Source organism: Embleya sp. L77, assembly GCF_055557415.1.
This window is the reverse complement of sequence record NZ_CM145709.1, coordinates 6,216,754-6,242,390: the sequence shown is the minus strand read 5'-3', so window position 1 is coordinate 6,242,390 and position 25,637 is coordinate 6,216,754. Positions and strand designations below refer to the sequence as shown.

Genomic DNA, 25,637 nt, shown 5'->3' with positions numbered 1-25,637 from the left:
TCAGCCCCGGCGGATGTACCGACCCGAGGGCTCCCCGACGACGGCGCCGTCGCGGTAGGCGACGCGACCGCCGACGATGGTGGTCTGCGGCCAGCCGCGCAGGTCCACGCCGTCGAACGGACAGTGGTCCTGTCCGGACAGCAGCAGTTCGGCGGACACCCGCTGTTGCCTGTCCAGGTCGACGATCACCAGGTCGGCGTCCGCGCCCACGAGCAGCGACCCCTTGCCGGTGAGACCGTACGCCCGCGCCGGGTTGGCGGAGACCAGCTCCGCCACGCGGTGCAGGGGCAGTCCGCGCCGGTGGTGTCCCTCGGACAAGAGCACCGGGTACAGCAGCGCGGTCCCGCCGAAGCCGGGCAGCGCGGGCCACAGTTCGTCGCCCTTGTGTTCCTCCATGCAGCAGGCGTGGTCGGAGGCGACCCAGTCGACCGTGCCGTCGAGCACGCCCTCCCACAGCGCCCGGTTGTCCTCACCGGTGCGGATCGGGGGGTTCACCTTCGCCCCCAGGCCGACTCCGGTGGCGTCCAGCGACGCGTGGTCCAGGCACAGGTGGTGGAGGGTGACCTCGGCGCGGACGTCGAGCTCGGGATGGTTGCGTCGTGCGATGCGCGCGGCGTCGAGCGCGTCGGCGCTGGACAGGTGCAGGAGGTTCACCGCGCAGTGCGCCGCCTGGGCCAGGGTGGTCGCCTCGCCGATGGCCACCCGTTCGGTGAGTGGGGGGCGGCCCCGGTGGTACGCCTCGAGCGTCTGCGGGTCGCCGTTCTTGCGCACCCGGTCGATGAACAGCCGCATGAGTTCCGACTGTTCGCAGTGCAGCGAGAGCGAGACGCGACTGCCCGAGGCGGTCGCGCCGGCGGCGGCGACGCCCTCCATCAGCTCGAAGAGGTGGCCCAGGTCGTACTCCTGGCCGTCTTCCGCCATCCGGAAGGACTTGGTGTCGCGGGAGCTGGAGGCGAGGTTGAAGCCCTTGTAGAACATGTAGTACTTGAACGACGTGACCCCGTGTTCGGCGATCAGGCGTGGGATCTCGCCTATCTGGTCGCTGGTCATCGGCGCGAGGTGGAACCCGTAGTCGGTGAAGGACCGGCCCTGCACGGCCTTGAGGACCTCCGGGAAGATGTCCTCGTACGAGCCGGTCCGGTTCAGGTAGTGCTCGCCGGTGCGGAAGTACGACAGCACCGTGGTGGCGCCGCCGACCAGCGAGGAGCGTGTCTCCTCGTGGGCGTCGAGGGCCAGGTCGCGGTAGATGCCCAGATGGAAGTGCGCGTCGACGGCGCCGGGGAGGACGATCCGGCCGGTCGCGTCGATGACCTCGTCGGCCTCGGCGGGGCTCAGGTCGTCGCCGAGGGCCGCGACGACGCCGTCCTTGACGGCCAGGTCGGCGCGGATCTCCCCGACGTGGGGTTGGACGAGCGTGCCGTTCTTGATGATCAGGTCGTAGCGTGCCATGAGTGAAGCCGCCCGCGGGGCGGCCTCCACCCCCTTCGATGGTGTGGGACCGGCGCGATCACGCGTCGGTCACGGCTGTTGGGTCAAGCGCGCCGTCGGCGCGCCCAGGCGTTGTGAGAGCCTGCGGGTGGCTCGCAACAGGTGTGCCAGGCAGTGGTCGGCGCCTTGCGCGAATCGCTCGGCGGGACCGCACACGCTGACCACCGCCGCCGGTGCGCCGTGATGGTCGAAGACCGGGGCGGCCACGGATGCCGCGCCGGCCTGGCGCTCCCCCGCCGAGCCTGCCCAGCCCCGGGCACGGATGTCGGCCAACTCCCGGGCGAGGTGATGCAGCGCGGCGCCCGACGTCGCCGCGGTCCCCCCGACGTCACCGCGCCCGCGCCCGGCGGAACGCGTCGCGTGCAGGGGTGCCTGTCGTACCAGGCGGGCGAGTTCGCGGGCGTCCCGCGCCTCCGGCAGGTACGCAAGGAGCGCCTTCGAGGAGGCGCCCAGGCAGAGCGGGTACGGGGCGCCCAGGGTGACCGACATGATCACCTCGCGGTCGGGGGTCACCTGGTCGATGTAGATGCGGGTGTCGCCGACACGCACGGACAGCGTGGCGGTCTCCCCGGTGTCCAGGGACAACGCGCGCAGCTCGGGTGCCGCGGCGGAGCGCACGTCGAGCCGGTCCAGGTAGGCCAGCCCCAGTCGCATGACCGCGGGGCCGAGCGAGTAGCGGCGGGTGTCCGGGTCCAGGGCGATCAAGCCCCTGCTGCGGAGCGAGCCCAGGAGGCGGTGGACCGCCGCCTTGGACATCGCCAGCGCCTCGGCGATCTCGGTGATCCCCAGGTCCGGGGTCCGGGCGTCGCAGAAGTGCATCAGCACGTCGGCGGCCCGTTCGACGGTGACGACCGTCTGACCGGCGGGGGCCGTCGCGGCGGCGGGGCCGCGGTCGGGAAACTCGGTGTCAGTCGCCACGACGGAAGCCGACCCGCACCGGCGGATCGGTGACGATCCGGGTGTCGAGGAACTCCCACCAGTCGTCCTGCGAGACCCGTTGGTGCTCCCAGTCCCGGTCGTGCTTGAGACCGGACAGCGCCTTGCGGTACGCCCCCCAGGCCGCCTCGTCGTCGAACGCGGCCCAATTCTCCAACGCGTACACGTCGCCGACGACGCTGTAGTACCAGCGCACTTCCCGCACCATCGGCAGGTCACGGTAGAACCAGCTCTCGCGATCCTCCAGCCACGACCAAAAGGCCTTCTGGTCGCGGCGCGAACGCTCCTTGAGCTTCATCCGGTAGACGAGGTAGATCACGCGAATCCTCTCGGGGACGCAGTGTCGAATGCCAGGTCAAAGGCTCCAGTCGCCATATAAGTTTCGCGTTGGCGAACCCTGTTCCACTTCCGACCCGGCGATGCCTCATGCTAGCTTCCTGGAAACCTGTTCCACAATGAGGAACAGTGTTGCCGTTTGCGACAACTTACGAGGTGAATGCGATGCCCGACGGACCCCTGCGCGGGGTCACCGTGCTGGACTGCGCCACGCTCTTCGCCGGTCCCCTGGCGGCCACGATCCTCGGCGACTTCGGTGCCGACGTGATCAAGGTCGAGCACCCGCGCAAACCGGACCCCGCGCGCACCCACGGCCCCGACAAGGACGGCGTGGGCCTGTGGTGGAAGATGCTCGGCCGCAACAAACACACGGTGACGATCGACCTCGGCCGCCAGGGCGGCGCCGCCCTGCTGCGCCGCCTGGCGGCCCAAGCAGACGTACTCGTCGAGAACTTCCGGCCGGGCACCCTGGAACGCTGGGGTCTGGGACCCGACGTCCTGCACGCGGACAACCCGCGCCTGGTGATCGCACGCGTCACCGGCTTCGGGCAGTTCGGCCCGTACGCCTCCCGCCCCGGCTTCGGCACGTTGGCCGAGTCGATGAGCGGATTCGCCGCCGTGACCGGCGAACCCGACGGCCCCCCGACCCTGCCGCCCTTCGGTCTCGCCGACGGCGTCGCCGCGCTCACCCTGGTCGGCGCGGTGCAGACCGCGCTCTACCACCGCGACGTCCACGACGCCCCGGGCCAGGTGGTCGACCTCGCCATCATCGAACCGCTGTTGACGCTCCTGGGCCCGCAGGCGACGGCCTTCGACCAGCTGGGGCTCATCCCGCAGCGCACCGGCAACCGCTCCGTGAACAACGCCCCTCGCAACACCTATCGCACCCGCGACGACAAGTGGCTCGCGGTCAGCACCTCCGCCCAGTCGGTGGCCGAGCGCGTCATGACCCTGGTCGGCCACGGCGAGGTCATCGCACAACCGTGGTTCGCCTCCGGCTCGGGACGGGCCGCGCACGCGGACCTCCTCGACGGGTACGTGGGCGGCTGGATAGCCGCCCGGGACCTGGCCGAGGTGGTCGAAGAGTTCGAGAAGGCCCAGGCCGCCATCGCACCCGTCTACGACATCCGCGACATCTTCGAGGACCCCCAGTACCGCGCCCTCGACACCATCACCACCGTCGCGGACGACGACCTGGGGCCCCTGCGCATGCAGAACGTCCTGTACCGCCTGTCGCGGTCCCCCGGCTCCATCCGATGGACCGGACGCGCCCCGGGCGCGGACAACGACACGATCTTCTCCGGCCGCCTCGGCCTGACCGCCGAGGACCTGGCCGCACTCCGCGAGGAAGGTGCCATTTGACCGCCACCCTGTGGGAACTGGCCTCCAACGCCCATGTGTTCGACCTGGCGCAGCCCATGCGCCGAGGCATGCCGCAGTCCCCGAACCACCCCCCGTTCCGGATGCACCTCGAGCGACGCCACGGCGACATGGTCCGCGCGGACGGCGGGTCGGCGGCCAACGAACTCATCGTCACCGGCGGCCACGTCGGCACGCACGTCGACGCGCTGGCGCACGTCTCCCACGAGGGCTACGTCTTCGGTGGGCTGCCCGCCGCTTCCCTGCAGAGCCACGACGGGTTCAGCAACCTGGGCATCGAGGAGTTCGTGCCGTTCGTCGGACGGGCCGTACACCTGGACATCGCGCGCCTGCACGGCACGAAGACGCTGCCGCCCGGCCACGAGATCACCGCCGCCGAACTCGCCGACGCCGAACGCGAAGCGGCCCCCATCGGCCCGGGGGACGCCGTCCTGGTCGGGACCGGCTGGTCACGCCTGTGGGACACCGGAGACCGGTTCGTCGGCCTGACCGGCGGAGTCCCGGGACCGGGCCTTGACGCCGCGCACTGGCTCGCCGACCGGAACGTCCGCCTGGTGGGAGGCGAAACCATCGCGTTCGAACGCATCGCCCCGGGCAAGGGCCACGCCACGCTTCCCGTACACCGCATCCTGTTGGTCGAGAAGGGCATCCACATCGTCGAGACGATGCGACTGCACGAACTCGCCGACGCCGGGGTCACCGAGTTCCTGCTCGTACTGGCCCCGCTGCCGGTGGTCGGCGCCACCGGTGCCCCGGCCCGGCCACTCGCGGTGGTGCCCCGTGGCTGAGCCACGCGAGGCGCCCGAGCCCTATGCCCGGCTCCTGGCCGGCCTCGCCGTCGACGCGCGGGAGAAATCCCTGCCCACGGCCGTCACCGACGACGTGGTCGGACGCATCCTCGACACTCTCGGCAACTGCCTCGCCGCGCTCGAACTCACCGACCCCGCCGAACCGCACATGGCGGTGCTCAGACACGCGCGACGCGCCGGAGGCGTTCCGGAGGCATCGGTCGTGGGTCTGCCCGACCGGATGCCCGCCGACCGGGCGGCGCTGCTCACCGGCACACTGGCGCACGCGCTGGACTTCGACGACACCCACCTGCCCTCGGTCCTCCACCCCTCCGCGTCGGTGGTCCCGGCCGCCCTCGCGGCCGCCGGAACCGCAGGCGCGACCGGCGCCGAACTGATCGCCGCGGTCGCCGCGGGCAACGAGGTCTGCGTCCGCCTCGGCGCCGCCTCGTACGACTCCGCCCTGCGCAACTCGGTGTTCTTCGAGAAGGGTTTCCACGCGACGTCCATCTGCGGGACGGTCGGCGCGGCCGTCGCCGCCGGTGTCGCCTACGGCCTGGACCGTGCGGGCATCGCAGACGCCATCGGAATCGCCTGCTCCATGGGCTCAGGGGTGATCGAAGCCAACCGCACCGGGGGCACCGTCAAGCGCATCCACTGCGGATGGGCCGCGCATGCGGGAATCACCGCCGCGCAACTCGCCCTCGAAGGTGTCACCGGGCCGCCCACCGTCCTCGAAGGGCGGTTCGGCTTCCTGCGCGCCTACCTCGACGACGCATGGGACCCCGCGCCACTGCTGGCGGGCCTGGACCGCATGGACGAGCCGAACTCCTGGGAACTGCTCCGCACCGTCTACAAGCCCTATCCTTCCAACCACTTCACCCACCCCGGGATCGACTGCGCGCTCGCACTGCGTGCCCAAGGGCTTGCGGCGGACGACGTGGAATGGGCCGAACTGGGTGTCGCGGCCGCACCGTTGCGCACCATCGGAGAGCCTCGCGAACAAAAGGTCCGGCCCACCACGCCCTACCACGCGAAGTTCTCCGGCCCGTACACGGTCGCCTCCGCGTTCATCGGAGGAGGCGGACTCGGCCTGCACCTGGACGACTTCTCCCCCGAGGCCTTCGCCGACCCCCGACGGTTGGCACTCGCCGAACGCGTCACGGTGGTCGCCGATCCCGAGTGTGACAACGAGTTCCCCATGGCCTTCAGCGCGATACTGCGCGTCCGTACCCACGACGGCCGTCACTGGGAGCACCGCGTCCACTCCTCACGGGGCGGACCGGGAACACCACTGACCCTGGACGAACTGGAGACCAAGTATCGACTCAACGCCTCCCGAGTCCTGCCTCCGGAGGAGGTGACCGCACTGGCGGCGCGCGTCCGCGCACTCCCCCTCAGCTCGACCCTGACCGGACTCCTGCCCGTGCTCGGGGGACCCGACGCGCGAACCTTGGGAATCGACCCCGGCACGGTGTGACGCGCGGGCGCACTCCACTCAGTCGGGCGGGTCGTCGAAGGCCACATCGACACGTTCGAAAGACTTGTACGTCTCGGTGACGGCATATGACTCGTAAGCGCGGCGATCCGCGGTGCTCAGCTGTGCGTGATCGGTGAACGGAGCCAGGAGGCTGCGCGGCCACAGCCGGTTCACCCGTACCGATACGGCCTCGGCCGCCCAAACGAACACCAGTGCCCCAAGATATATCCAGGTGATCAACCCCAACACGATGCCGAACAGTCCATAGGTCGCGGTGCTGCCGCGCAGGAGATGATCAACGTAGTACGTGGCTGCCCAGAGCAGCCCCTGCCACGCACATGCGGCGGCGATCGCCGCGTACGCCAACGCTCCCAAGGCAATCGAGCGATCGGAGAGCAGCCGGTAGGCGGTCAGGATCATCACCGCGTTCAAGGCCGTCGATGCCACAGCCGCTGCCACGCTCGGCACGATCCCCGACACCACGACCGCGTCGGGGCTGTTCCCGGTGGCCGCGCCCGTCAACGCGGTGCTCAGTGTCACCCCCACCGCGAGAGCGAAGATGAGGAGGAGACTGTACAAGCGGGCGCGGATCGGGTTGGGCCGGCGGTGGCGAGGTACCGCCCAGATCTTGTCGAGGGCGTTACGCGCCGCCTGCGCGACCCCCAGCGCGCCGTAGAGGCTCCCGACGAGGCCGATGGCCACCCCCCAGCCGCTCCCACGGAGCGAGTGGATGTTGGTACCGATCTGATCCCCGATCACCGGGAATTGACGCAGTGCCGAGTGGAGCACCCGCTGCTGGAGGTCCGGGTTGTCACGCAGAGCGAAGCCGAGGGCGGTGACCAGCAGGAGGAGCAGCGGAAACAGTGACACGAACGCGTAGTACGTGATCAGCGCGGCCAGATACGTTCCCTGGTCGTCGACGAACTTGTAGATCACCGCGAGTGGGAAAGCAGCCCATTTGCGCCGACGTTGGAACGCATCGAGACGACGCGAAAGACCCGCCTGACGTGTGTGCTGTGCCTCGCCGTCCGTCTTCATCACGAAGAGCCTGCCCCGCCGGAGAAGTTCCAGCACAGCGGCTCACATCGCGTTGGCGGCGAGCACGACCACGGCCCCCACAAGCGAATCCGCCCGGGGGCACCCCGGCCATCGGGTCGTCCCTCAGGGGGCCTCCCCGATGGCCAGGGTGCGCCGCGCGCTGCGGACCACTGCCTCGTCGATCATGCGGCCCTCGTCGTCGACGAGGACCGCATCGCCCGCGCGCAGTGCCGCGTCGAAGCGGGCCACCAACGCGGCGGCCCTGTCCAGTTGGCCCGGCGTCGGGGTGAAGATCTCGTTGACGACGGCGATCTGGTCGGGATGGATACAGGCCCGGGACCGGTACCCCATGCGGCGCAGAGCCTCGGTCGTGCGGCGCAGCCGCTCATGGTCGCGGTAGACGGTCGAGACGGGGCCGACGGGGGGTTCGATGCCCGCCGCCGCGGACGCCAGCAACACCTGGGTGCGTATGGCGAGCAGTTCTCGCTCGTCCTCGCCGGGCTCGATGCCGAGTTCGGCACACAGGTCGGCTTCGCCGATCTGCAGCCGGACCACTCTGGGTGCGCGGGCAAGGGCGGGGGCGGCAAGGACGGCCGACGCGTCCTCCAGGAGAGGGGCCACCTTGATGCGGCCGACCTCGCTGCCGAGTTCGCGTTCGCGTTCGGTGAGGACGGCGTCTACCGAGGCGACGTCGTCCACGCCGGCGCACTTGGCGAGGCAGACGCCCCGCAGTGCCGGGGCGACCACGGCGCGGGCGTCGTCGAGACCGGGTGGGCCGGGGTTGAGGCGGACCCAGATGGCGCACCGCGCCGCCGGATCCTGGCCGGCCAGCCATCGGGCGACCGCGCTGCGCGCGGATGCCTTGCCGGATGCCGGGACGGCGTCCTCGAGGTCGACGATGACGGCGTCGGCGCCGCGGTCGAGGGCCTTGTCGAGCATGGCGGGTCGGTCTCCCGGGACGTACAACCAGGATCGGGCGCTCATGTTGTCTTCTCCTTCTGCCGCGCCTCGGATGGATTTCGCTGTGCGTACCAGCGTTTCATTATCGTCGGGTCGGCGTGCGCCGAAGTGTGGCCGGGACCGACACGGAACCGCCCAACGTGTCGCGTTCGGCAGGTTCCGGGAGGGGATACCGGGTGTTAGCTTTCCACTGGCCGAAACGCTGTTCCGGCAACCAGTGGAGGATGGATGAACCAGCGCGAGGACGAACTCGCCTACTGCGCACTGGCGTTGCAGTCCCGATGCGAAGCGGTCAATGCCCTCGGGGACGACGACGCGCGCCTGCTGATTCGCGCGTCCATCGCGCGCATCGACGCCCAGATCGCCGCCGGCATCGCGTTCCTGGGTCCCGAGGTTCGACTCGTCGTCCTGCCCGAGTACGTGCTGACCGGGTTCCCGATGGGAGAGGCCGTCCAAGCCTGGGCCCACAAGGCCGCGCTGGCGCCCGGCGGCGGGGAATACGACGCGATCGCCGCCGTGGCCGTGCGCCACGGCATATTCCTCGCCATGAGCGCGTACGAGACCGACGAGCACTTCCCCGGCCTGTACTTCCAGGCCAGCACCGTGCACGATCCCGCGGGCAACTGCGTGCTGCGGTACCGGAGACTGCATTCCCTGTACTCGCCCACGCCGTACGACGTGTGGCAGGAGTACCTCGACGTGTACGGGATCGATGCCGTGCTGCCGGTGGCGCGCACGTCGATCGGTGTGCTGGGGGCCATCGCCTCGGAGGAGATCCTGTACCCCGAGTTGGCCCGGAGCCTGGCTCTGCGGGGTGCCGAGGTGTTCGTGCACTCCTCCGCCGAGGCAGGCAGTCCGTTGCAGACCCCGAAGGACGTGGCCAAGGTGGCCCGCGCCGTCGAGAACCTCGCCTACGTGGTGTCCGCCAACACCGGCGGCCACACCGGGACCGCGATCCCCCAGGCCTCCACCGACGGCCTCTCCAAGATCGTGGACTACACCGGGCGGGTCCTCGTCGAGGCCGGACCCGGCGAATCGATGGTCGCGAACGCCGAACTCGACCTGGTCGCGCTGCGCCGTCACCGCCGTCGTCCGGGCATGGGCAACCTCCTCGGCCGGGTCAAGACCGGCCTGTGGGCCGCGGAATACGCCCGCCACGACGTCGAACGGCCCGAGTCGCTCGCGGGCGCGATCCCCGATCGCGGCTATTTCGCCGCACGCCATCGCGCATCGCTGGAGCGTCTCCACGAGGCAGGGGTGGTGATCTGATGCCGACCACGCCCGCAGGCGGTACGTCTCGTACGCGCGACACCGACGGGATCGACCCGGCGGCCGATCCCCCACTCGACGCCAGGACACCGGTGCCCGATCCGCGGACCGGCCGCCCCACCCACGTACTCGCCGCGCCGACCCACAGGGAACTGACCGCGCTGTGCGGCAGTCTCCGCGCCGCCCAACCGGCTTGGGAACACCTCTCCGCGCAAGACCGAGGCGAGGTCCTGCGGCGGTTCGCCGACCGGATGGAGCACCACCGCGAACAGCTCGTCGCCGCGCTGTCCGCGGACACCGGCCGAACCGTCGAGTCACGCCTCGAACTCGACATCACCGCAGCCGCGTTGCGCCGCTGGGCGGACGAGGCCCCCGCGCTGCTTCGCCCCCGCGCGGAGCGCGACTCGGCGATCCCCTGGGTCGGCATCCGCACCGGCGACCGCCCGTACCGACTCGCCGGCGTGATCAGTCCCTGGAACTTCCCGCTGCTGCTCAGCCTCATCGACACGATCCCGGCCCTGGCCGCGGGCTGCGCCGTGGTGGTCAAGCCCAGTGAGGTCACACCCCGCTTCGTGGATGTCCTGAACGAGGTCGTGGCCCAGGACCCGGAGCTGTCGCGCGTGTTGGCCTTCGTCGAAGGCGGCGGCGGCACCGGGGAGGCCCTCGTCGGCGAAGTCGACATCGTAGCCTTCACCGGAAGTGTGCCCACCGGGCGGCGCGTGGCGCACCAGGCCGCCGAACGGCTGATTCCCGCGTGTCTGGAACTGGGCGGCAAGGATCCCGCGATCGTCTGCGCGGACGCGGACCTGGACCACGCGTCCTCGGCAATCCTGTGGGGCGCAACCGCCAACGCGGGCCAGTCGTGCCTGTCCATCGAGCGGGTGTACGTGCAACGGGACCGGCTCGCGGAATTCACCGCCCTGTTGGTCGCGAAGGCGGAACGCGTGGGACTTGCCCACCCCGATCCGTCCGCCGGGGGGCTCGGTCCGATCATCGACAGCGCCCAGGTGCGCGTGATCGCCGACCATCTGCGCGACGCCTACGCGCGCGGCGCGGCGGCGTTGACCGGCGGCGCCCTGGAACACCTCGACGGCGGCACGTACCTGCGGCCGACCGTGCTCACCGACGTGGATCACACGATGAAGGTCATGACCGAAGAAACGTTCGGTCCGGTCCTGCCGGTGATGGCGTTCGACACGCTCGACGAGGCCGTCGCCCTCGCCGAGGACAGCCCCTACGGCCTGTCCGCCGCAGTCTTCGCGGGCCGGGCGGACAGCGCGGCGGACGTGGGTCGACGCCTGTCCGCGGGCGCGATCAGCGTGAACGACGCGGCCCTGACCGCGGTGCTGCACGAGGGCGAGAAGAACGCTTTCAAGCAGTCCGGCCTGGGCGGCTCACGCATGGGGCCCGCCTCGATCCAACGCTTCCTGCGGCGCCAGTCCCTCCTGATCCATCGCGGGGCCGTCAAGGACCCGTGGTGGCACCCGGCCTGACCCGGCCCACGGCTGCGCCGGGCCGGGACTGCCGCGACGAGCCGCCCATCCAGAAAACCGCACGAGAGACGAACACCGAAGGGACCCCGCCATGGGCATCCGCGAGGACATGACGACGCTCGCCCGCCACGAAGGCGACTGGGAAGGCATATACACCTACATCGACGAGGACGGCACGGTCACAGACCGGCACCACGCGCACCTCTCGTGCGCCTTTCCCGACGATGGCGAATACCCCTACCTGCAGACCAATCGATACAGGTGGGAGGACGGCCGGTACGAGGAGTTCCGCTTCCCGGCCACCTACAAGGACGGCCGCATCTGGTTCGACACCGAGCGGATGACCGGCTACGCGTGGGACGTCGACGACAAGATCACCGTGCTGACCTGGACCTACAAGCACGATCCGTCCGGGTACTTCTACGAGATGATCCACCTCTCGCAGGACGGCAACACCCGCTGCCGCACCTGGCACTTCATCGAGAACGGACACTGCACCCGCCGAGTGGTGATCAACGAACGGCGCCGGGGACTGTAACGACCTCGGCTTCGGGGACGCCGGCGCGGCCGCGGACGATGGCCCGCCGACCGTGACCGGCGGCCCGCCCGCGCGGGTGGGCCGACGGATCGGTCCTATGCGGTTTCGTGGCCGAATTCCGCGGAAAGCCGCTCGGCGGCCGCGACGACCAGCGGCGCGCATTCCGTCAAGCGGGCCCGGAACCTGGTCTGCGGACCGGCGACGCTCACGGAAGCGATCATCACGCCGTCGTGGTCGAGGACCGGGGCCGCCACGGCCGCCGCGCCGTCCTGGCGCTCGCCCACGGAGGTGGCGTACCCGCGTTTGAGGATCGCCTGCAGTTCCTTGCGCAGCTTGAGGGGGTCGACGATGGTTCGCTGTGTGAGCGCCTCGAGCCGGTGGTGCCTGAGATAGTCGTCGATCTCGCTGTCCCTCATGTAGGCGAGCATCACCTTCGAGGAGGCTCCCGCGTGGAGCGGGTACGGCGTCCCCAGGACCACCTCGATGCGCAGTTCCTGAGCCGGCACGACCTGGTCGACATACAGGCGGGTGTCCCCCCGTCGGATGGACAACGTGGCCGTCTCGCCACATTCGTCCGTGAGTCGACGAAGCTCCGGAGCCGCGAGAAGCCGCATGTCGGTGCGCGCCAGGTAGGCCCGACCCAGGGCCACGGCGGCCGGTCCCAGCGCGTATCTGCGCGTGGTGGGGTCCGCGCTGATCAGACGCCTGCTGCGCAGGGCGGTCAGGATGCGATGCACCGCGGCTTTGGTGAGGTCGAGTTCGGTCGCGATCTCGGTGACGCCCAGATCAGGGCGCCCGCTGCGCCCGAACAGGAGCAGCACGTCCATCGCGCGCTCGACCGAGGCGACCGACCTGCTCCCGGTGTCGTCAACGTCCGTCGCCGCGCGCGACCCGCCCATGTCCCCTCCTCATCGACGAGCCCACTGTAACGGTTGACAGTACCGGGTTTCCTGTGACGGAACACGGCGGCCTGCGAGCCGGGCTACGTGTCGAGCGGCGGGGTGCGGTCGGCCGCGACGTCGATGGGGGTTTCCTCGCGCGGGGTGACGCGGCGGCGGATCGTCAGGCCGAAGAGGCAGGCGGCCAGTCCGAAGGCTCCGACGAGGGCGAACGGCGCGGCCGGGCGCCAGTGGTCGTAGAGGTATCCACCGGCGAGAGACACGACCAGGATTCCGGCGCTGCCGCAGAACGCGAAGACTCCGTACGCAGAGCCGCGCACGTCGCGGGGTGCTTGCTGGGCGAGGAGCGGCCCGCTGGAGGTGATGCCGGCGACCTCGCCGAGACCGATGGCGATCGCGACGGGGATCATGCCGGGGCCGAGCGGATCCGGAACCAGCAGGGCGCTCAGGTACGCCGCGCCGGAGATCCCCAGTGCCAGGATCACGGCGTCCTGCCTGCCGATCCGGTCGCTGACGCGGCCGAAGAGCGGGGCGCCGATCAGCGCCGCGGTCTGCGCGATCGCCACCACGAGACCGGCTCGCGCCACGGCGTCCGCGCTGCTCATTCCGCGAACCTGCTCGGCGTGGTCGCTCACCCACAGCGCCAGGAAGCTTCCGACGATCGCCAGGTCGGCGCGGGAGACGAACGCGGCAGCATAGGCGAGGGCGACTCCCGGATCCTTGGCCGCCTTCACTCCCTCGCGGACGAGGACCGCCAGGGGAACGTGTCTGCCCACACGGCTGACCCGCAGCGGCGACAGGCGCCGGCCGAGTACCGCCGCCAGGGCGAGGATGAGGATCGCGACCACAGCGAAGGCGAGCCGGGCGGCGGCGACGGGAGTGAGGCCGGCCCGTTCGAACGCACCCGGGAGACGGACCAGCAAAAGCACCGAGCACAGTGCGCCGATCCCGTTCATGATGCCGTTCAGCCCCCCTGCCCGGCCGCGATACGAGGGGGCGGCGTAGTCCGCGAGGATGGTGCCGAGCATCCCGGTCAGCCCCGCGGCGCCCAGTGCGAAGACGATGCGAAACACCGTGAGCACCCCGACGGAGCCGGCGAAAGGCATGAGTACCAGCCCGACGGCGCACACCACGAACCCCGCCACCAGGACGGGGCGCCTGCCCCTGCGATCGGCGAGCGCGCCGTAGAGGGCCATCGTGGCGAGCAGCACCACTTCGGCGGCCACGTTCAGCCGGCCCACGACCGAGCCCCGGTCGTCCTTCGAGTACCCCAGCAGTTCGGTGAGCAGGTGGGCAGTGATCGCGGGCACGAACGTCAAGGTCGCGACCACGGCGAACGAAGCGAGGAAACAGGCGGCCATGTTGGCGCGGGTGATGCCTTCGGCGAGGACCAGGCCCGCGTATCGCGGTGAGCGTGCGTCGTCCTGGGCGACGGGGGGCGCTTGTTCCGGGGACACGCTGCCTCCGATGGGTGTGCGGGCGCCGCGGGGCGGGCCCCGCGGCGTCCGGGTCAGCCGCCGTGCCGGATACGGACGTTGGGATCGACGAGGTCGCCGACGACGTATACGTAGAACCTGGCCGCGGGGTCGCCGAGTTGGGCGCGCAACCACATGGCGCTCCACTTGGCGGCCGTATCGACGGACAGTCCCTGGGGCAGGGTGGGCGCGTTGGGATCCGGCAGCGCACCGACCGGGTTCTGCGTGTCGGTCAGGCCGTAGTGATTCGCGCCGGCGAGCACGACCAGAGCCCGGGCGCTGCCGCTCATCGCGTCATAGGTGGCCTGCCCCGCCGAGAGCGTCGCGCGTCCGTCGACGGAGCCCTGGATCAGCGCAACCGGCACTCCCGCGGTGTCGATCGGGTCCGCACCGGGCACGCCCGGGGCGGTGGAATTGGTTCCGAACAACGCGGCCGCGCGCAGCTGCGGGGGCCGCGAGTAGACGGGGCCGACGCAGAACGGAGGCTTGCACGTGCCCTCCACGGCGTACAGTCCGGCGACGCCGCCCGCGGAGTGGCCCAGGAGGACCAGACTCGCGGTGTCGACCCCGCCCGCGACGGGCGAGCCGGGGCGCAGGTCTTCCGCCGCCATCCACGTGGCGGCGTCGTTCACCTGCTTTTGCTCGGCGAAGAGCATCGGCCGGCCGAAGATGGGGCGGTTGTGGTCGGGGACGACCACGATGAAGCCGTACGAGGCGACGGTTTGGGCGTAGCGGGCGTAGTTGGCGCGTGGGACGTCGGCGCCCTGCAGCAGGAGCGCGACCGGGTAGCGGCGGCCTTCGACGCGTTGGGGGTGGTGGACCGTGGCCGGGTCGCCGGCCAGCGTCGTCTCGTATGCGCCCGTGTATGGGCTGCTGCTCGACGCGGCGGCAGGCGAACTCGCCTCCGTGGCCGTGATGGTGCCGGCGGCGGCCGGACCGGCGGCGAGTACGCCTGCGGCGACGGTAACAACAAGGCGGACGAGCGCGCGTCTCGCGCGAAGGCTCGGTGCCATGGAATCCTCCCGGCGGATGGCGGAACCCGCCGCGAGAAGCGCGGCCGATAATGTTTCCCTTATGGAGACATTGTTCCGCTGTCGGTCACGAGTATTAAGCGCCCGCCGATCGCGGTCGTCAAGGGGCGCGGCCGGGAATCGGCAGCGCCGGCTCTTGTTTCGGCCCGTACCACACAGTAAAACTGTGTTTCCCTCACGAATACGCGAGGCGCGGCAGCCCCGGTGACGTCTGCCGATCCAGCAGTGCCGGAAGGGCGGTTGGTCAATGATCCACCCCGTCGAACCTCCGCACGTCGACCCGTCCGCCTCCCCACCCGCGGGGGCGACGAGGTCGGTCGTGTCGCCGTTGGTCGCCGCGTTCGGTGCGGGTTTGACCGTCGGCGCGCTGGTCCTGTCGGGCGACGCCCTCGGAGGTGTCGTCGGCATGCCCGTCAAGGCGGTGCGCTACATGCTGTCGGCCACGGTGGTGCTCACGGGGCTGGCCGCGGCGGCGTCCCGCCGTTGGCTGCGTGCGCAGGACTCCCGTCGTCTCTGCGGCGTGGGCGGTGTCCTCGCGTGCGCTGTGCTCCTGATCGCGGCCCTCGTCCCCGATGTGGCCGTCTTCGGCGGGGCGCTGCTTGCGGTGGGCCTGCCGGCGGGTTGCGCGGTGGACGGGGCGAGGCGGTCCGCCCCGTTCGGGCGGACGATCGCGCTGTGGTACGCCGCCGTTCTGTTCGGTCTCGCGGCGTCCGGCGTGGTGTGTGCCCTGTTGCCCGACGATCCCGAGGTCGCGCTCGCGGTCTGTGCCGCCGTGGCGGGCGGGCTCCACCTCCCGCTCGTCCTCACCCGCGGGCGGATGCGGACGGGACCGGCCGGCATTGCCGACGCCTCGTCCGCCCGACCCGGGAAGGTGCTTCCCCGGACGCTTCTGGCCGGTTACGCCGGTGCGGGATTCGTGTTCGTCGGCTCGACGGTGGTCCTGTCGGACCTGCTTTTGTTCCGTTGGACGGTCCTGGGGCCCGGGGTCGCGTGGAGGTATGCGGGCGCGATGGTCGCCGCCGCGCTCGTGGTGGCCGTCGAGGCGGCGCTGTCCCGCCGTACCCCCGTGGCGCAAGGCGCTCCCGTCCTCCTGGTTGCGGCCGCGACCGGTTCGGTTCTGGTGGCCACCGCCCCGGGCAGCCTCACGGCGGTGGCGGGCCTGGGGGTCGCCGCCGGCGCGAGCGCTCTCGCGGCGGTGCGCCTCGACGCGCGAGTCCGTGCCCTCGATCCGAACCTGCGTTGCGTCGGCCCCACTTCCTGGGCGTTCCTCGGCGCGGTCGTCGCCGTCGCGTGCCGCTGGGCGCTGGGGCGTGTGCTGTCTGCGGAAGACGCCTCCGTCGTGCTGGCCGCGCCGGTCGGGCTGTTGGCGGTGGCGACCGCGTACGGCGTTCGGGCCCCTCGCGGGCGGGTGTTCGTCCCGGTGCGCACGCGCGCGACGGGTGTGGCGGTCGTGGGGGCCGCCACGGTCGTCGCCGCCCTCCTGGGTGGCGGGGGCGTCCCGGTCGCGTACGCCGGCGAAGTGCCCACCGTCGAGGTCACCGCGACCAACGCCCTGACCGCCGGTCGGAAGGTGACCGTCACCGGGCACGGATTCCGTCCCGGCCTGCGGGCGGTCGCGGTCGGGCAGTGCTCCGAGGGATACAGCGGCCCACACCAGTGCGACCTGACCGCCGGGGCCACCTTCGTCAACATCGACTCCCACGGCCGGCTCCCCAAGGTCGTGCTGACGATGGTGACTACCGTGCACGGCGTCGACTGCCTCACCCGACAGTGCGTGATCGGCGTCGGCCCCCTGCCCGGCTCGAACCCCAAGGCGCTGGTGGACGCCAACACGGTCGACGTCCGTCTGGGATTCACCGGCGGCAGCGTCCAGGGCGAGGCCCGGACAACCGTCGCCTCGGAGAAGGGCGCCACCACCGGCGCACCCACGGGCCCCGACGACACGTCGCCGCTGCTGTGGTCGCTCACCGTCGGATGCCTCCTCGTGTGCCTGGGCACCGCAGTGTGGATCGAACGCCGCCGCCCCGTCGAGAGATTGGCCGACACCGCGTGATCATCGTCCGTTCGCCGCACGACACCGCCGCCTGCGGGCGGCCGGAAGGGGACCGAGCACATGGGCTCACATGAGCACGGGTGGTGGATCCTGCTGCACGTGGTGCTGTTCGTCTTCTGGCTCGGCGGTGACCTGGGGGTGTTCTGGTCGAGCCGTTACGTCCTGCGGTCGGATCTGACGCCTGCGGCACGGCACACCGCGTTGCAGATCATGCTCGGCCTCGACCTCGGGCCACGCGTGTGCCTGGTGTTGTTCCTGCCGAGCGGGGTCACCCTCATGGCTCTGGAACCGCACGGAGCCGACGTGTTCACCTGGTGGAACGTCACCCTGGTCTGGTTGTTCGCACTCGGTTGGCTCGGACTCACCGTGCACGAACACGTGCGCCACGGCAGTCGGCCCCTCGTTGCGCGGACCGATCGCTGGATCCGTTTCGCCGTCGTGGGCGCCATGTTCGCCGTCGGGCTGTACACCGTCGCCGCGCACGAGCCCTTCGGCGTGGGCACCAATCCCCGCTGGCTCGGCGCCAAGGTCATGCTGTACGCGATCGCCATCGCCTGTGGTCTGGGCATCCGGGTCCGCCTGCGCCTTTTCGGTCCCGCGTTCGCCACCCTGATGTCCACCGGTTCGAACGCCGATGTCGAGCGTCGCCTCAAGCGGTCGATCGACGGGTGCCTGCCGTTCGTGTTCGGCATCTGGGCCTCGATCCTGGCCGCCGCGGCCCTGGGGATCCTCAAACCGGGCGCGCATCTGTAGGCCGTCGTCCCGGACCGGCCCACAGGACGATCCGCCCACCCGGCGGCGCGCGAGGCCGGGCGGCGGAACGCACCCGCCGCCCGACCTGAACGTCGGTTCACCCGCCGTCGCTGCGGTGGCCGAACTCGGACGACAATCGTCGGGCGGCGGCCACCACCGCAGGGGCGCGGTCGACGAGTCTGCCGCGGAAGCGGGTCTGCGGGCCGGCCACGCTGAGGGAGGCGATCATCACGCCGTCGTGGTCGAGCACGGGCGCGGCCACGGCCACGGCACCGTCCTGGCGTTCGCCCACCGACATCGCGTATCCGCGCCTGCGAATCACGGCGAGTTCCCTGCGGAGCTTGTCCGCCTGCGTGATGGTCTTGGCGGTGAGCGCCTCGAGGTCGCGGTGCTCGAGGTACGCGTCGATCTCGCCGGCGCTCAGGAACGCGAGCATCGCCTTGGAGGAGGCTCCGGCATGCAGCGGGTAGGGCGTGCCCAGGATCACCTCGATCCGCAACTCCTGCACCGGCACCACCTGATCGACATACAACCGGGCGTTGCCCCGGCGCACCGACAGCGTCGCGGTCTCCCCGCATTCGTCCGCCAGGGTGCGCAGTTCGGGCGCGGCGAGCAGACGCAGGTCCGTGCGCGCCAGGTAGGCGCGGCCCAGGGCCACCGCCGCGGGGCCGAGGGCGTATCGCCGCGTGGTGGGGTCGGCGCTGATCAGGCGACGGGTTCGCAGGGCCGTGAGGATGCGGTGGACGGCGGCCTTGGTCAAACCGAGTTCCGCGGCGATCTCGGTGATGCCGAGGTCGGGTCTGCCGCTGCGCCCGAACAGGAGCAGGACGTCCATCGCGCGCTCGACGGCGGCGATGGACCTGCTGCCGGCCTCCTCGACTTCCATGGTCGACGAACGCCCGTTCACGTCTTCCTCCTTCGAACCGGGTGTCGAGTGTACCCCGGGACATCCGATTGTTTCCCCCTGCGGAACGCCGTATGTGATCAGGACACGAGGCAGAGATGGGCGAAGGCCCCGCTCCGGTGCGGGAGCGGGGCCGAAGGTGCGCTTCAGGGCGCGGCGTGTGTGCGGCGCCGACGCAGCACGAGTGCCGTCGCGCCTGCGACGAGGATCACGGCGCCCGTCGCACCGAGGGCGATCGCCGTCGTGTGATCCGAGCCGTCGCCCTCGGCCACGGCCTTTTCCTTCCCGAGCGTGAGAACTGTGGTGGGGTTCTGTGGTTCGCACGGGACCTGGATGGTGCGCCCCTTGTAGGCGACGTCGAGGACGAAGCGGCCGGGGGTGACGGTGGTGTGCCCGGTGCCGGTGACGGTGGTCTTGCCGGTCATCTCTCCGATCGGCAGCGGATTGCCGGGCTGCACGGCGGGGTTCTTGCGGGGGCTGGACATGGTGACCGCACCGTTGTGGGCACCCGACAGGGCGAGAGTGCCGGTCGTCTGCATGGAGTCGGTGTCGTAGGGCGCCGGTCCGGCGAGTTGCGCTACCGGTTCGGACTTCCAGGTGAAGGTCACCTCCTGTCCGGCGGCGGGCGCGTCGGGCGTCGCGGTGAGGGAAAGGGTCACGGGTGCGGACGTGGCACCGGCGAACGGGACTTGGCATGTGTACTGGACGGTGGCCTGGGCCGCGTGCGCGGCCGGTGCCGTCGCGAGTGCGGTTCCGGCTCCGACGAGCGCGCACAGGGTCGTGAGGGTTGCGTGCCGAGGTCTCATGGCGGGCTCCCGGGGATCGGCCGGCCGGCCGGCGGCCGGGACGAATGGACGAGGGCGAAGGCGCCGACGGGAGTGTCGGGTTCAGTGCTCGCGCAGCAGGCGCCCGGCACCGTGAACGGCGTCGGTGATGCCGTTGCTGCGCAGTGCCAGCCACCAGGTGGCGGCGTTGATGGCGATGACGGGTTTGCCGAGCCATCGTTCGGCCTCGTCGGCGAGGCGGATCATCGACAGGTTGGTGCCGCATTGGACGATGGCGTCCACGTCCGGGCCGTCCACCTTCCTCAGCGCCGCACGCAGGGTGTCCTCGTCGACGTGGGCGATGGACACGGCGGTGGGGCAACGCAGGCCGTGGACGGTCGCCACGTCGAAGCCGAGTTCGGTGAAGAACTGGTAGACGTTCGCGTCGCCGACCGGCTGGTAGGGGGTGACGACGGCGATGCGTTTCGCCCCGAACAACTCGAGTGCCCGCCGGCATGCCTCGGCGCCGGTGGTGACGGGCAGGCCGGTGATGCGATGGATGTGGTCGACGAAGGCGCGGTTGCCTTCCACGCCGCCCCAGAACGTTTCGGCGGACATGCCCATCACCACGGCCTCGGGCTCGCAGGTCAGGACGCGTTCGCAGGCCGCGCCGATACCGGCGCGGATCTGCTCGAGCAGGTGGTTCATGCCCTCGTCGCCGTTCATGTCCTGGTCGCGGATGTGGATGCGGCTGAAGTGGGCGGTGACGCCGGGGACGGACATCGCGTAGAAGTCCGGTTCCACGATGGTGTTGGTGCTCGGGGCGATCACCGCGAGCTTGCGGCGCCAGCCGAGCGCGTCGGTCATGTCGTCGGCTCCGTCTCGGTTCGGGTCTTGGTGGTTGCGGGGGCTGCGGGGCCACCGGGGGGATGCCGTGGGCGGCTCAGGCGTCTGCACGCCCATGCGAACGCCGCCTGCGTGACGGTGTTGCAGGACTGCTCGATCCATTGCAGGGCCACCGACTGGTCCGGGCGGGAGGCGAGCGGGCCGAGGGCGTACATGCCCAGGAGCCAGGTCCCCAGCAGCGCCGCCGAAGGGGCGTCGTCGTCCGCCCTCGCCAGGATGATCAGCCGAACGGCGGTGAGGCTGCTCATCACGATCGTCAACAGCAGGACCGGCCAGGTGCTGCGCAGGGCGGCGGCGGCCACGCTCGCGGCCGCGCACACGGCGAGGAACGCCCACAGCGGCGGTGGGCGCGAGGTGCCCTCCCCGGGCCGCGCAAAGGACGCCGTCCCGCTCGGCCGGGCCGACAGGGCCGCGTGAGCGAGCAGGGCGAACCCGACACCCAGGCAGGGGAACAGCGCGCTCTCCAGCCATCGCAGGTCCGGCCCGTCCAGCGCGACGATCAGCTTCCAGGTCGCCTTGGCCGAGCCGCCCGCGAGAACCAGGCACACCCCGGCCGCGGCGCGCCCGGCGCCTTCGGGAGCACGGCGGGCGAGGTAGGGCACCAGAAGTGCCGCTCCGCCCGCCGTCAGCAGCACCGGGACGAAGTCCTCCAGGGCGAGCGGGAGGGGGTAGTGGGTCATGCACCACCTCCGCGGCCGTCGACGGTCGTGGGTGAAGGGGCGAAGGGGTCGCGGCGGCGGACGGGTGCCAGCGCGAATCGCGTGAACGCCTTGCGTCTGGTCAGCCAGGCGACGCGGCCGCCATAGGGCGCGCCGGCGAGCACGCGGTCGGCGAGCCAGGGGGCGACGGTTTCCACGCGGTCGGCGAGCAGGGACAAGACCTTGCGCGAGCGCTCGAGCTCCCGGTCGGTGTAGCCGTGGGTGAGGAGATCGGTGACCACCATGCCGGGCGAGAGGTGGGCCACGCGGACGTCGCCGAGGTCGGCGGCGGCCACCTCCTTCGCGAGGGCGTCGGTCAGGTAGGTGACGGCGCGTTTGGTGGCGCCGTAACCGGTCAGGCCGGGCATGAGGCGGCCGTCGGAGCCGAATCCCTCCATGTTCCACAGCCGGCCCGATCGCTGCTCGGCGAAGCCCGCCAGGGCGACGGCGGATCCGTGCGCGACGGCGAGGACGTTGACCGAGACGACCGTGTCGATGTCGGCGGCGGGCAGATCCCACAGGGGTCGTCGGGGTGTGGTCGCGCCCGCGTTGTTGATCCAGATGTCGACCGCGCCGAAGGTCCCCACCGTCCGGTCCCACAGTTCGCGGAGCCGAGACCGGTCGGTGACGTCGGCGGCGACGCCGAGGAGTCGCCCGGGTGGCGCGCACAGGGTCCGCACCGCGTTGTCGGTCGACGCTGCGCTGCGGCCGCACAACGCGACGCGGCAGCCCCGGTCGAGGAAGGCGCGGGCGAGTCCGAGGCCGATGCCGCGGGTGCCGCCGGTGACGACGACGGTGGGGCGGCCTTCGGGGCCTGGTGTCACGGGGTGTCCTGCCGGGTGAGGGTGCCGTGCAGGACACCGGTGAGTCGGTTGCCGTCGAAGAGTTCGTAGGCGACGGCGAGGACGCGGCCGGCGTTCATCCCGGGGCGGGTGTCGATGGCGAACTCGCGGCCCTTGACCTCCGTGGCGCTGTGCGTGAAGTGCCAGTGGGGAAAGCTCGCCCGGCCGAAGGCTTGGGCGTTGCCCCAGGCGTCGGGTCCTTCGATGAAGGAGCGTGTGCCGTCGCGGCGCCGTTCGACGGTGAAGCGCCGGTCCACCGCACCGGACCAGGTGGTGTGCAGCCGGGTGCGCAGCAGGTCCAGGGGTTCGACGTCGATGCTCATCTCCACGTCGCCGAGGAGCTTTTGCCGGTCCGACCAGAGTTGGCACGTGCCGGCGTAGCGGGTGGTCTCCTTGGTGGGGAGGATGAAGGACACCGGCCCGTTGTCGGTCTCCTCCTCGAGGAAGGCGGTGACGCGGGCGCGGGTCTCACTGTTGCTGTCGAAGTCGTCGGTGCGCCGGTAGACGCCGTTGAAGCAGCCGACGACGGCCCAGCCCTGGTAGAGGATCGAGGAGTAGACCTGGGTGTCGCCGTCGGCCAGGACCTGGTTCCAGGTGTTGAGGGCGACCTGCCAGCCGGGGCCGTAGTAGCGGGCGTCCACGAACGATCCGTACGGTTGGCCGCTGCCGTGGAAGTCGGGTCCGGTGTAGAGGCGGTCGGCGTCGGAGTCGACGACGCCGAAGGCGAAGGGCGCGCCGAGCCGCAGGCGGCCGGCCAGCGGGCCGCCTGCGGTGAGGCTGCCGTCCATGAGGTAGGTGGTGGTGCCGTCCTCGTAGACGGAGGAGCGTCGGGTGTCCTCGTAGCCGCACCAGGTTCCGTCGGCGTCGAACAGGGAGGGGCGGCCGTGCCATTCGCCGGTGATGCGGCGCTGCCACACGCTGGGGCCGGGGCCGTCCGCGGTCGAGGCGGCGGTGTCGGTGGTCGTCATGGGCGGGGATCCTCCGCTCGGTGGGGTGATGCGTGGTCGGGTCCGTGTTGGAGCAGGAGACGCACGAGATCGGCGTCGTGGTCGCCGATGAGCCGGGCGACCTGCTGCCAGACGGGGTCGACGTCGGGGTCGAACAGGGCGGCACGCAGCGCCCGGTCACGGGCGATCGGGTCGGTGTCGGCGAGGGTCGCCGCCACCGGCGCGGGCAGTCCGGCGTGGGCCAGGTGCAGCCAGTGGTCGAGGTAGGCGTGGACGATGGGGTCGATGGCGCGGAAGGCGTCCTCGGTGGCGCGGTGGACGAGCATCCACGGGGACATCAGGGCCCGCTGGCGCGGACCGATGGCGGCCTCGCTCAGGCCGGGTATGTCGCGGCCTCGTTCGAACCAGGGCGTCAACGGCGCGTAGGTGTGGTCCATGTAGACCAGGTGCGAGGCCAGGTCGACTCGGGGTACGAGGTCCAGGTGGAAGGCGTATCCGCCCTGTGCGGCGACGGAGTCGAGGGTGAAGTGCGGCAGGGCGGTCGCGGCCGGGCCGAACGCGAAGACCATGTGGCTGTCCAGGCCGATGGGCGGGGCGGTGAGGCCGATGTAGACGGCGTGCGCCACTCGGGTGCCCCGGAACACGCGTACGTTGCCGACCGGTTCGGGGAAGGCGGGGCTGTGGAGGATGCGCCGGGGTTGCCCCGGCGTGGTGTCGGGTGTCGTGGCTTCCGTGAGGTCGGTGGCCTCGACCAGGCGTCGCAGCACGTCCAGGCACAGGCGGGCGGTGAGTGTGGACGCGGTGGAGACGTGGCGGTCGGCGCTCATGTGCGCTCCGTGAGGTGGTCGGAGTCCGGGGTGCGTGACGCGTCGGCGTTCGGTGGCGGGTCGGTGGGGTTGGTGTCGCTGTCGGTCGCCGACTCGACGTGGGGACGTTTGCGGGCCCATGCACGGCCCAGTTCCGGGACTTGGCGACGTCCGGGTGAGGGGATGACCGTGGCCGTGGTGCGCGCGTGGTCGTCCCCGACAACGGTGTCCTCGACGCCGACGAGCCAGCCTTTGGCGGCGAGTTCGCGGCGTCTGCGTCGGTAGGCGACGGAGATCAGGTCGGATTTGAGGTGGAGTTCGGCGCCGAGATCGGCGGGCAGCAGTTCGGGGCGGACGGCGTCGACGACGGGCGCGTCCTCGCCGAAGATCCGCATGACGCGTTTGCGGGCGTTGTTGTCCGCCCACGTGCCGGTGAAGAAGTCCCGTAGGGCGATGAACTTCACCAGGGTGGTGGTCTCGTCCACGGGGATGTTGGTGTCGTAGATGATCATGTTGCCGAGCGGTAGTCGCACGTGGAGCTTGATCAGGTTGGGCAGCATCCATCCGGCGGTGACCGCGACGGGCGGTCGTTCGGCGAGATCGGCGGAGCGTTTGTACAGCCGCGACCACACTCCTTTGGCGGCGGGCGGGTGCAGGTTCACCGTGGCGAACGCGGACCATTCGTCGGGTTCTTCGAGGGTGTACTCCTCGACGTCCGGGCGTTGCGGGTTGCCGAAGGACCCGGAGTGTACGAAGGGGGTGTGGGCGATGTCGCAGCCGTTCTCGAGGATGCGTTCGTAGTTGCTGTGCCACAGGAACTCGCCGTGGACGGCGCGGAACCTTCCGCCGCCCTGGACGAGGTCGTCGAACTCGGGCCAGTGCGGGATGGGCGGGCGTTCCTCCTCGGGGAGGTCGCCGAGGAAGACCCACAGCAGTCCGTAGCGTTCGGAGGTGGGGTACGCGTCGACGCGGGCCTTGGGCGGGATGCCGCGGCCGGGCTGGTTCGCCGGGATCTTGGTGGTGGCGCCGTCCGGTCGGTACTCCCAGCCGTGGTAGGGGCAGACCACACAGTCCCCCGCGAGCCATCCGCCGGACAGGGCGGCGCCACGGTGCGCACACAGGTCGGACAGGCACACCGGCCGGCCGGCCGTGTCGCGGTAGATGACCAGGCGCTGGCCCAGGCACGTGATCTGTCGCGGTGTGCGGTCGACGCGTTCGGTGAACTCGACCGCATACCAGAAATTCTTGAACACCGGTTGCCTCCTCGGCTCGGGTGCGCTCGGAGGGCCGCTTCGGCGGCCTTCCCCGTGGGGGTGCGGGGGGGCGGGTCGGCGTCGGCCGGCCACGCGGACGTGGGTGTCCCACGCGGGATCGGTCGGCGCGTGGATCCGGGCGCGTGCCCGGGGATCGTCGCGCAGGTGTGCCAGGCAGAACGCGGCGACCAGCGCGGCGAGTTCGGCGCGGATCGTGTCGGGCTCGACGTCGGCTCGCGGGGTTTCGAGGAAGCCGCGTGCGGTGGTGTGGTCGTCGGAGTCGGTGATGGCGAAGTGTCCGGCGCCGCACAGAACCACGTTCAGGTGCTCGCGGGCGGCCTCGGGGAGGGAGTGCGCGAAGGTGGCGGCCACCGGATCGGGCAGCGTCGTCGCGTAGCGGTCCGCGCCGGAGGCGATGACCTCGTCGCGTTCGCCGGCGATCAGCAGGACCGGGGCATCGGTGTGGGCGGGCAGGATCGTGTCGGGCGGCCGGCCCGGCATCGCGGCCGGCCGCAGGTGCGCGGCCTAGGTGACGACCGCGCACACCCGGCACGAAGCGCGCGGATTGCAGCGCCAACGTCCCGCCGGCGGAGTGCCCCA

The 25,637-nt window shown here is 71.1% G+C and carries 24 protein-coding genes; 8 read left to right on the top strand and 16 right to left on the bottom strand.

The features are described from left to right. The 3 genes from ACZOOI_RS26480 to ACZOOI_RS26470 form a co-directional block, all read right to left on the bottom strand. Positions 1 to 1,449 carry a dihydroorotase gene (locus ACZOOI_RS26480; RefSeq protein ID WP_465278192.1) on the bottom strand — a complete coding sequence of 483 codons (1,449 nt, stop codon included), beginning with the start codon at positions 1,447 to 1,449 and terminating at the stop codon, positions 1 to 3. Between the two features lie 69 nt (positions 1,450 to 1,518). Next, positions 1,519 to 2,406, bottom strand: coding sequence for an IclR family transcriptional regulator (locus ACZOOI_RS26475; RefSeq protein ID WP_465278191.1), 888 nt, complete (start codon positions 2,404 to 2,406; stop codon positions 1,519 to 1,521). Continuing rightward, positions 2,396 to 2,743 carry a hypothetical protein gene (locus ACZOOI_RS26470; protein ID WP_465278190.1) on the bottom strand — a complete coding sequence of 116 codons (348 nt, stop codon included), beginning with the start codon at positions 2,741 to 2,743 and terminating at the stop codon, positions 2,396 to 2,398. The genes ACZOOI_RS26475 and ACZOOI_RS26470 overlap by 11 nt, the downstream gene beginning before the upstream one ends. Before the next feature lie 182 nt (positions 2,744 to 2,925). Between ACZOOI_RS26470 and ACZOOI_RS26465 the strand changes: the two genes are divergently transcribed. Genes ACZOOI_RS26465 through ACZOOI_RS26455 form a run of 3 tightly spaced genes read left to right on the top strand, consistent with a single transcriptional unit; the run spans position 2,926 to position 6,408 of the window. Continuing rightward, complete coding sequence (locus ACZOOI_RS26465; protein WP_465278189.1) at positions 2,926 to 4,122, top strand: CaiB/BaiF CoA transferase family protein; 1,197 nt, start codon at positions 2,926 to 2,928, stop codon at positions 4,120 to 4,122. After that, positions 4,119 to 4,928, top strand: a complete 810-nt coding sequence (locus ACZOOI_RS26460; protein ID WP_465278188.1) for a cyclase family protein — start codon at positions 4,119 to 4,121, stop codon at positions 4,926 to 4,928. Before ACZOOI_RS26465 ends, ACZOOI_RS26460 begins: the two co-directional genes overlap by 4 nt. Further along, a complete protein-coding gene (locus ACZOOI_RS26455; RefSeq protein ID WP_465278187.1) occupies positions 4,921 to 6,408 on the top strand; it encodes an MmgE/PrpD family protein in 1,488 nt (495 codons plus the stop codon). The genes ACZOOI_RS26460 and ACZOOI_RS26455 overlap by 8 nt, the downstream gene beginning before the upstream one ends. Positions 6,409 to 6,426: 18 nt before the next feature. Here the strand turns inward: ACZOOI_RS26455 and ACZOOI_RS26450 are convergent, their stop codons facing one another. Together ACZOOI_RS26450 and ACZOOI_RS26445 are read right to left on the bottom strand one after the other, a co-directional pair. Beyond that, the gene (locus tag ACZOOI_RS26450) at positions 6,427 to 7,446 is read right to left on the bottom strand and encodes a YihY/virulence factor BrkB family protein (RefSeq protein ID WP_465278186.1); all 1,020 of its coding nucleotides are present in this window, start codon (positions 7,444 to 7,446) and stop codon (positions 6,427 to 6,429) included. A 123-nt stretch (positions 7,447 to 7,569) separates the two neighbouring features. Then, a complete protein-coding gene (locus tag ACZOOI_RS26445) occupies positions 7,570 to 8,430 on the bottom strand; it encodes an HpcH/HpaI aldolase/citrate lyase family protein (RefSeq protein WP_465278185.1) in 861 nt (286 codons plus the stop codon). Positions 8,431 to 8,634: 204 nt separating this feature from the next. On the opposite strand from ACZOOI_RS26445, the gene ACZOOI_RS26440 reads away from it, so the two are divergent. The 3 genes from ACZOOI_RS26440 (at position 8,635) to ACZOOI_RS26430 (ending at position 11,706) form a co-directional block, all read left to right on the top strand. Next, on the top strand, positions 8,635 to 9,675 hold the full coding sequence (locus ACZOOI_RS26440) for a nitrilase-related carbon-nitrogen hydrolase (protein ID WP_465278184.1): 1,041 nt from the start codon (positions 8,635 to 8,637) through the stop codon (positions 9,673 to 9,675). Beyond that, positions 9,675 to 11,168 (top strand): aldehyde dehydrogenase family protein, encoded by a 1,494-nt coding sequence (locus tag ACZOOI_RS26435; RefSeq protein ID WP_465278183.1) that lies wholly within the window; start codon positions 9,675 to 9,677, stop codon positions 11,166 to 11,168. The genes ACZOOI_RS26440 and ACZOOI_RS26435 overlap by 1 nt, the downstream gene beginning before the upstream one ends. A 91-nt stretch (positions 11,169 to 11,259) precedes the next feature. Further along, positions 11,260 to 11,706: a DUF3598 family protein gene (locus tag ACZOOI_RS26430; protein WP_465278182.1), complete on the top strand. Its 447-nt coding sequence runs from the start codon at positions 11,260 to 11,262 to the stop codon at positions 11,704 to 11,706. Positions 11,707 to 11,801: 95 nt separating this feature from the next. On the opposite strand, the gene ACZOOI_RS26425 is transcribed toward ACZOOI_RS26430, so the two are convergent. The 3 genes from ACZOOI_RS26425 to ACZOOI_RS26415 form a co-directional block, all read right to left on the bottom strand. Beyond that, the gene (locus ACZOOI_RS26425) at positions 11,802 to 12,605 is read right to left on the bottom strand and encodes an IclR family transcriptional regulator (protein WP_465278181.1); all 804 of its coding nucleotides are present in this window, start codon (positions 12,603 to 12,605) and stop codon (positions 11,802 to 11,804) included. Between the two features lie 83 nt (positions 12,606 to 12,688). After that, complete coding sequence (locus tag ACZOOI_RS26420) at positions 12,689 to 14,062, bottom strand: MFS transporter (protein ID WP_465278180.1); 1,374 nt, start codon at positions 14,060 to 14,062, stop codon at positions 12,689 to 12,691. Positions 14,063 to 14,115: 53 nt separating this feature from the next. Beyond that, complete coding sequence (locus tag ACZOOI_RS26415) at positions 14,116 to 15,093, bottom strand: alpha/beta hydrolase (RefSeq protein ID WP_465278179.1); 978 nt, start codon at positions 15,091 to 15,093, stop codon at positions 14,116 to 14,118. Between the two features lie 337 nt (positions 15,094 to 15,430). Between ACZOOI_RS26415 and ACZOOI_RS26410 the strand changes: the two genes are divergently transcribed. Beyond that, the gene (locus ACZOOI_RS26410; protein ID WP_465278178.1) at positions 15,431 to 17,164 is read left to right on the top strand and encodes a neocarzinostatin apoprotein domain-containing protein; all 1,734 of its coding nucleotides are present in this window, start codon (positions 15,431 to 15,433) and stop codon (positions 17,162 to 17,164) included. 60 nt (positions 17,165 to 17,224) lie between these two features. Then, positions 17,225 to 17,917 (top strand): hypothetical protein, encoded by a 693-nt coding sequence (locus ACZOOI_RS26405; protein ID WP_465278177.1) that lies wholly within the window; start codon positions 17,225 to 17,227, stop codon positions 17,915 to 17,917. 97 nt (positions 17,918 to 18,014) lie between these two features. Here the strand turns inward: ACZOOI_RS26405 and ACZOOI_RS26400 are convergent, their stop codons facing one another. The 8 genes from ACZOOI_RS26400 to ACZOOI_RS26365 form a co-directional block, all read right to left on the bottom strand. Beyond that, a complete protein-coding gene (locus ACZOOI_RS26400) occupies positions 18,015 to 18,824 on the bottom strand; it encodes an IclR family transcriptional regulator (RefSeq protein WP_465278176.1) in 810 nt (269 codons plus the stop codon). 143 nt (positions 18,825 to 18,967) lie between these two features. Beyond that, positions 18,968 to 19,627, bottom strand: coding sequence for a hypothetical protein (locus ACZOOI_RS26395; protein ID WP_465278175.1), 660 nt, complete (start codon positions 19,625 to 19,627; stop codon positions 18,968 to 18,970). Between the two features lie 81 nt (positions 19,628 to 19,708). Further along, positions 19,709 to 20,452 carry a maleate cis-trans isomerase family protein gene (locus ACZOOI_RS26390; RefSeq protein ID WP_465278174.1) on the bottom strand — a complete coding sequence of 248 codons (744 nt, stop codon included), beginning with the start codon at positions 20,450 to 20,452 and terminating at the stop codon, positions 19,709 to 19,711. Further along, complete coding sequence (locus ACZOOI_RS26385) at positions 20,449 to 21,171, bottom strand: hypothetical protein (protein WP_465278173.1); 723 nt, start codon at positions 21,169 to 21,171, stop codon at positions 20,449 to 20,451. The genes ACZOOI_RS26390 and ACZOOI_RS26385 overlap by 4 nt, the downstream gene beginning before the upstream one ends. Continuing rightward, positions 21,168 to 22,013 carry an SDR family oxidoreductase gene (locus tag ACZOOI_RS26380; protein WP_465278172.1) on the bottom strand — a complete coding sequence of 282 codons (846 nt, stop codon included), beginning with the start codon at positions 22,011 to 22,013 and terminating at the stop codon, positions 21,168 to 21,170. The genes ACZOOI_RS26385 and ACZOOI_RS26380 overlap by 4 nt, the downstream gene beginning before the upstream one ends. Further along, the gene (locus ACZOOI_RS26375; RefSeq protein WP_465278171.1) at positions 22,010 to 22,999 is read right to left on the bottom strand and encodes a hypothetical protein; all 990 of its coding nucleotides are present in this window, start codon (positions 22,997 to 22,999) and stop codon (positions 22,010 to 22,012) included. Before ACZOOI_RS26375 ends, ACZOOI_RS26380 begins: the two co-directional genes overlap by 4 nt. Further along, a complete protein-coding gene (locus tag ACZOOI_RS26370) occupies positions 22,996 to 23,805 on the bottom strand; it encodes a hypothetical protein (RefSeq protein WP_465278170.1) in 810 nt (269 codons plus the stop codon). Before ACZOOI_RS26370 ends, ACZOOI_RS26375 begins: the two co-directional genes overlap by 4 nt. After that, on the bottom strand, positions 23,802 to 25,538 hold the full coding sequence (locus ACZOOI_RS26365; protein WP_465278169.1) for an aromatic ring-hydroxylating dioxygenase subunit alpha: 1,737 nt from the start codon (positions 25,536 to 25,538) through the stop codon (positions 23,802 to 23,804). Before ACZOOI_RS26365 ends, ACZOOI_RS26370 begins: the two co-directional genes overlap by 4 nt. Between the last annotated feature and the right edge of the window lie 99 nt (positions 25,539 to 25,637).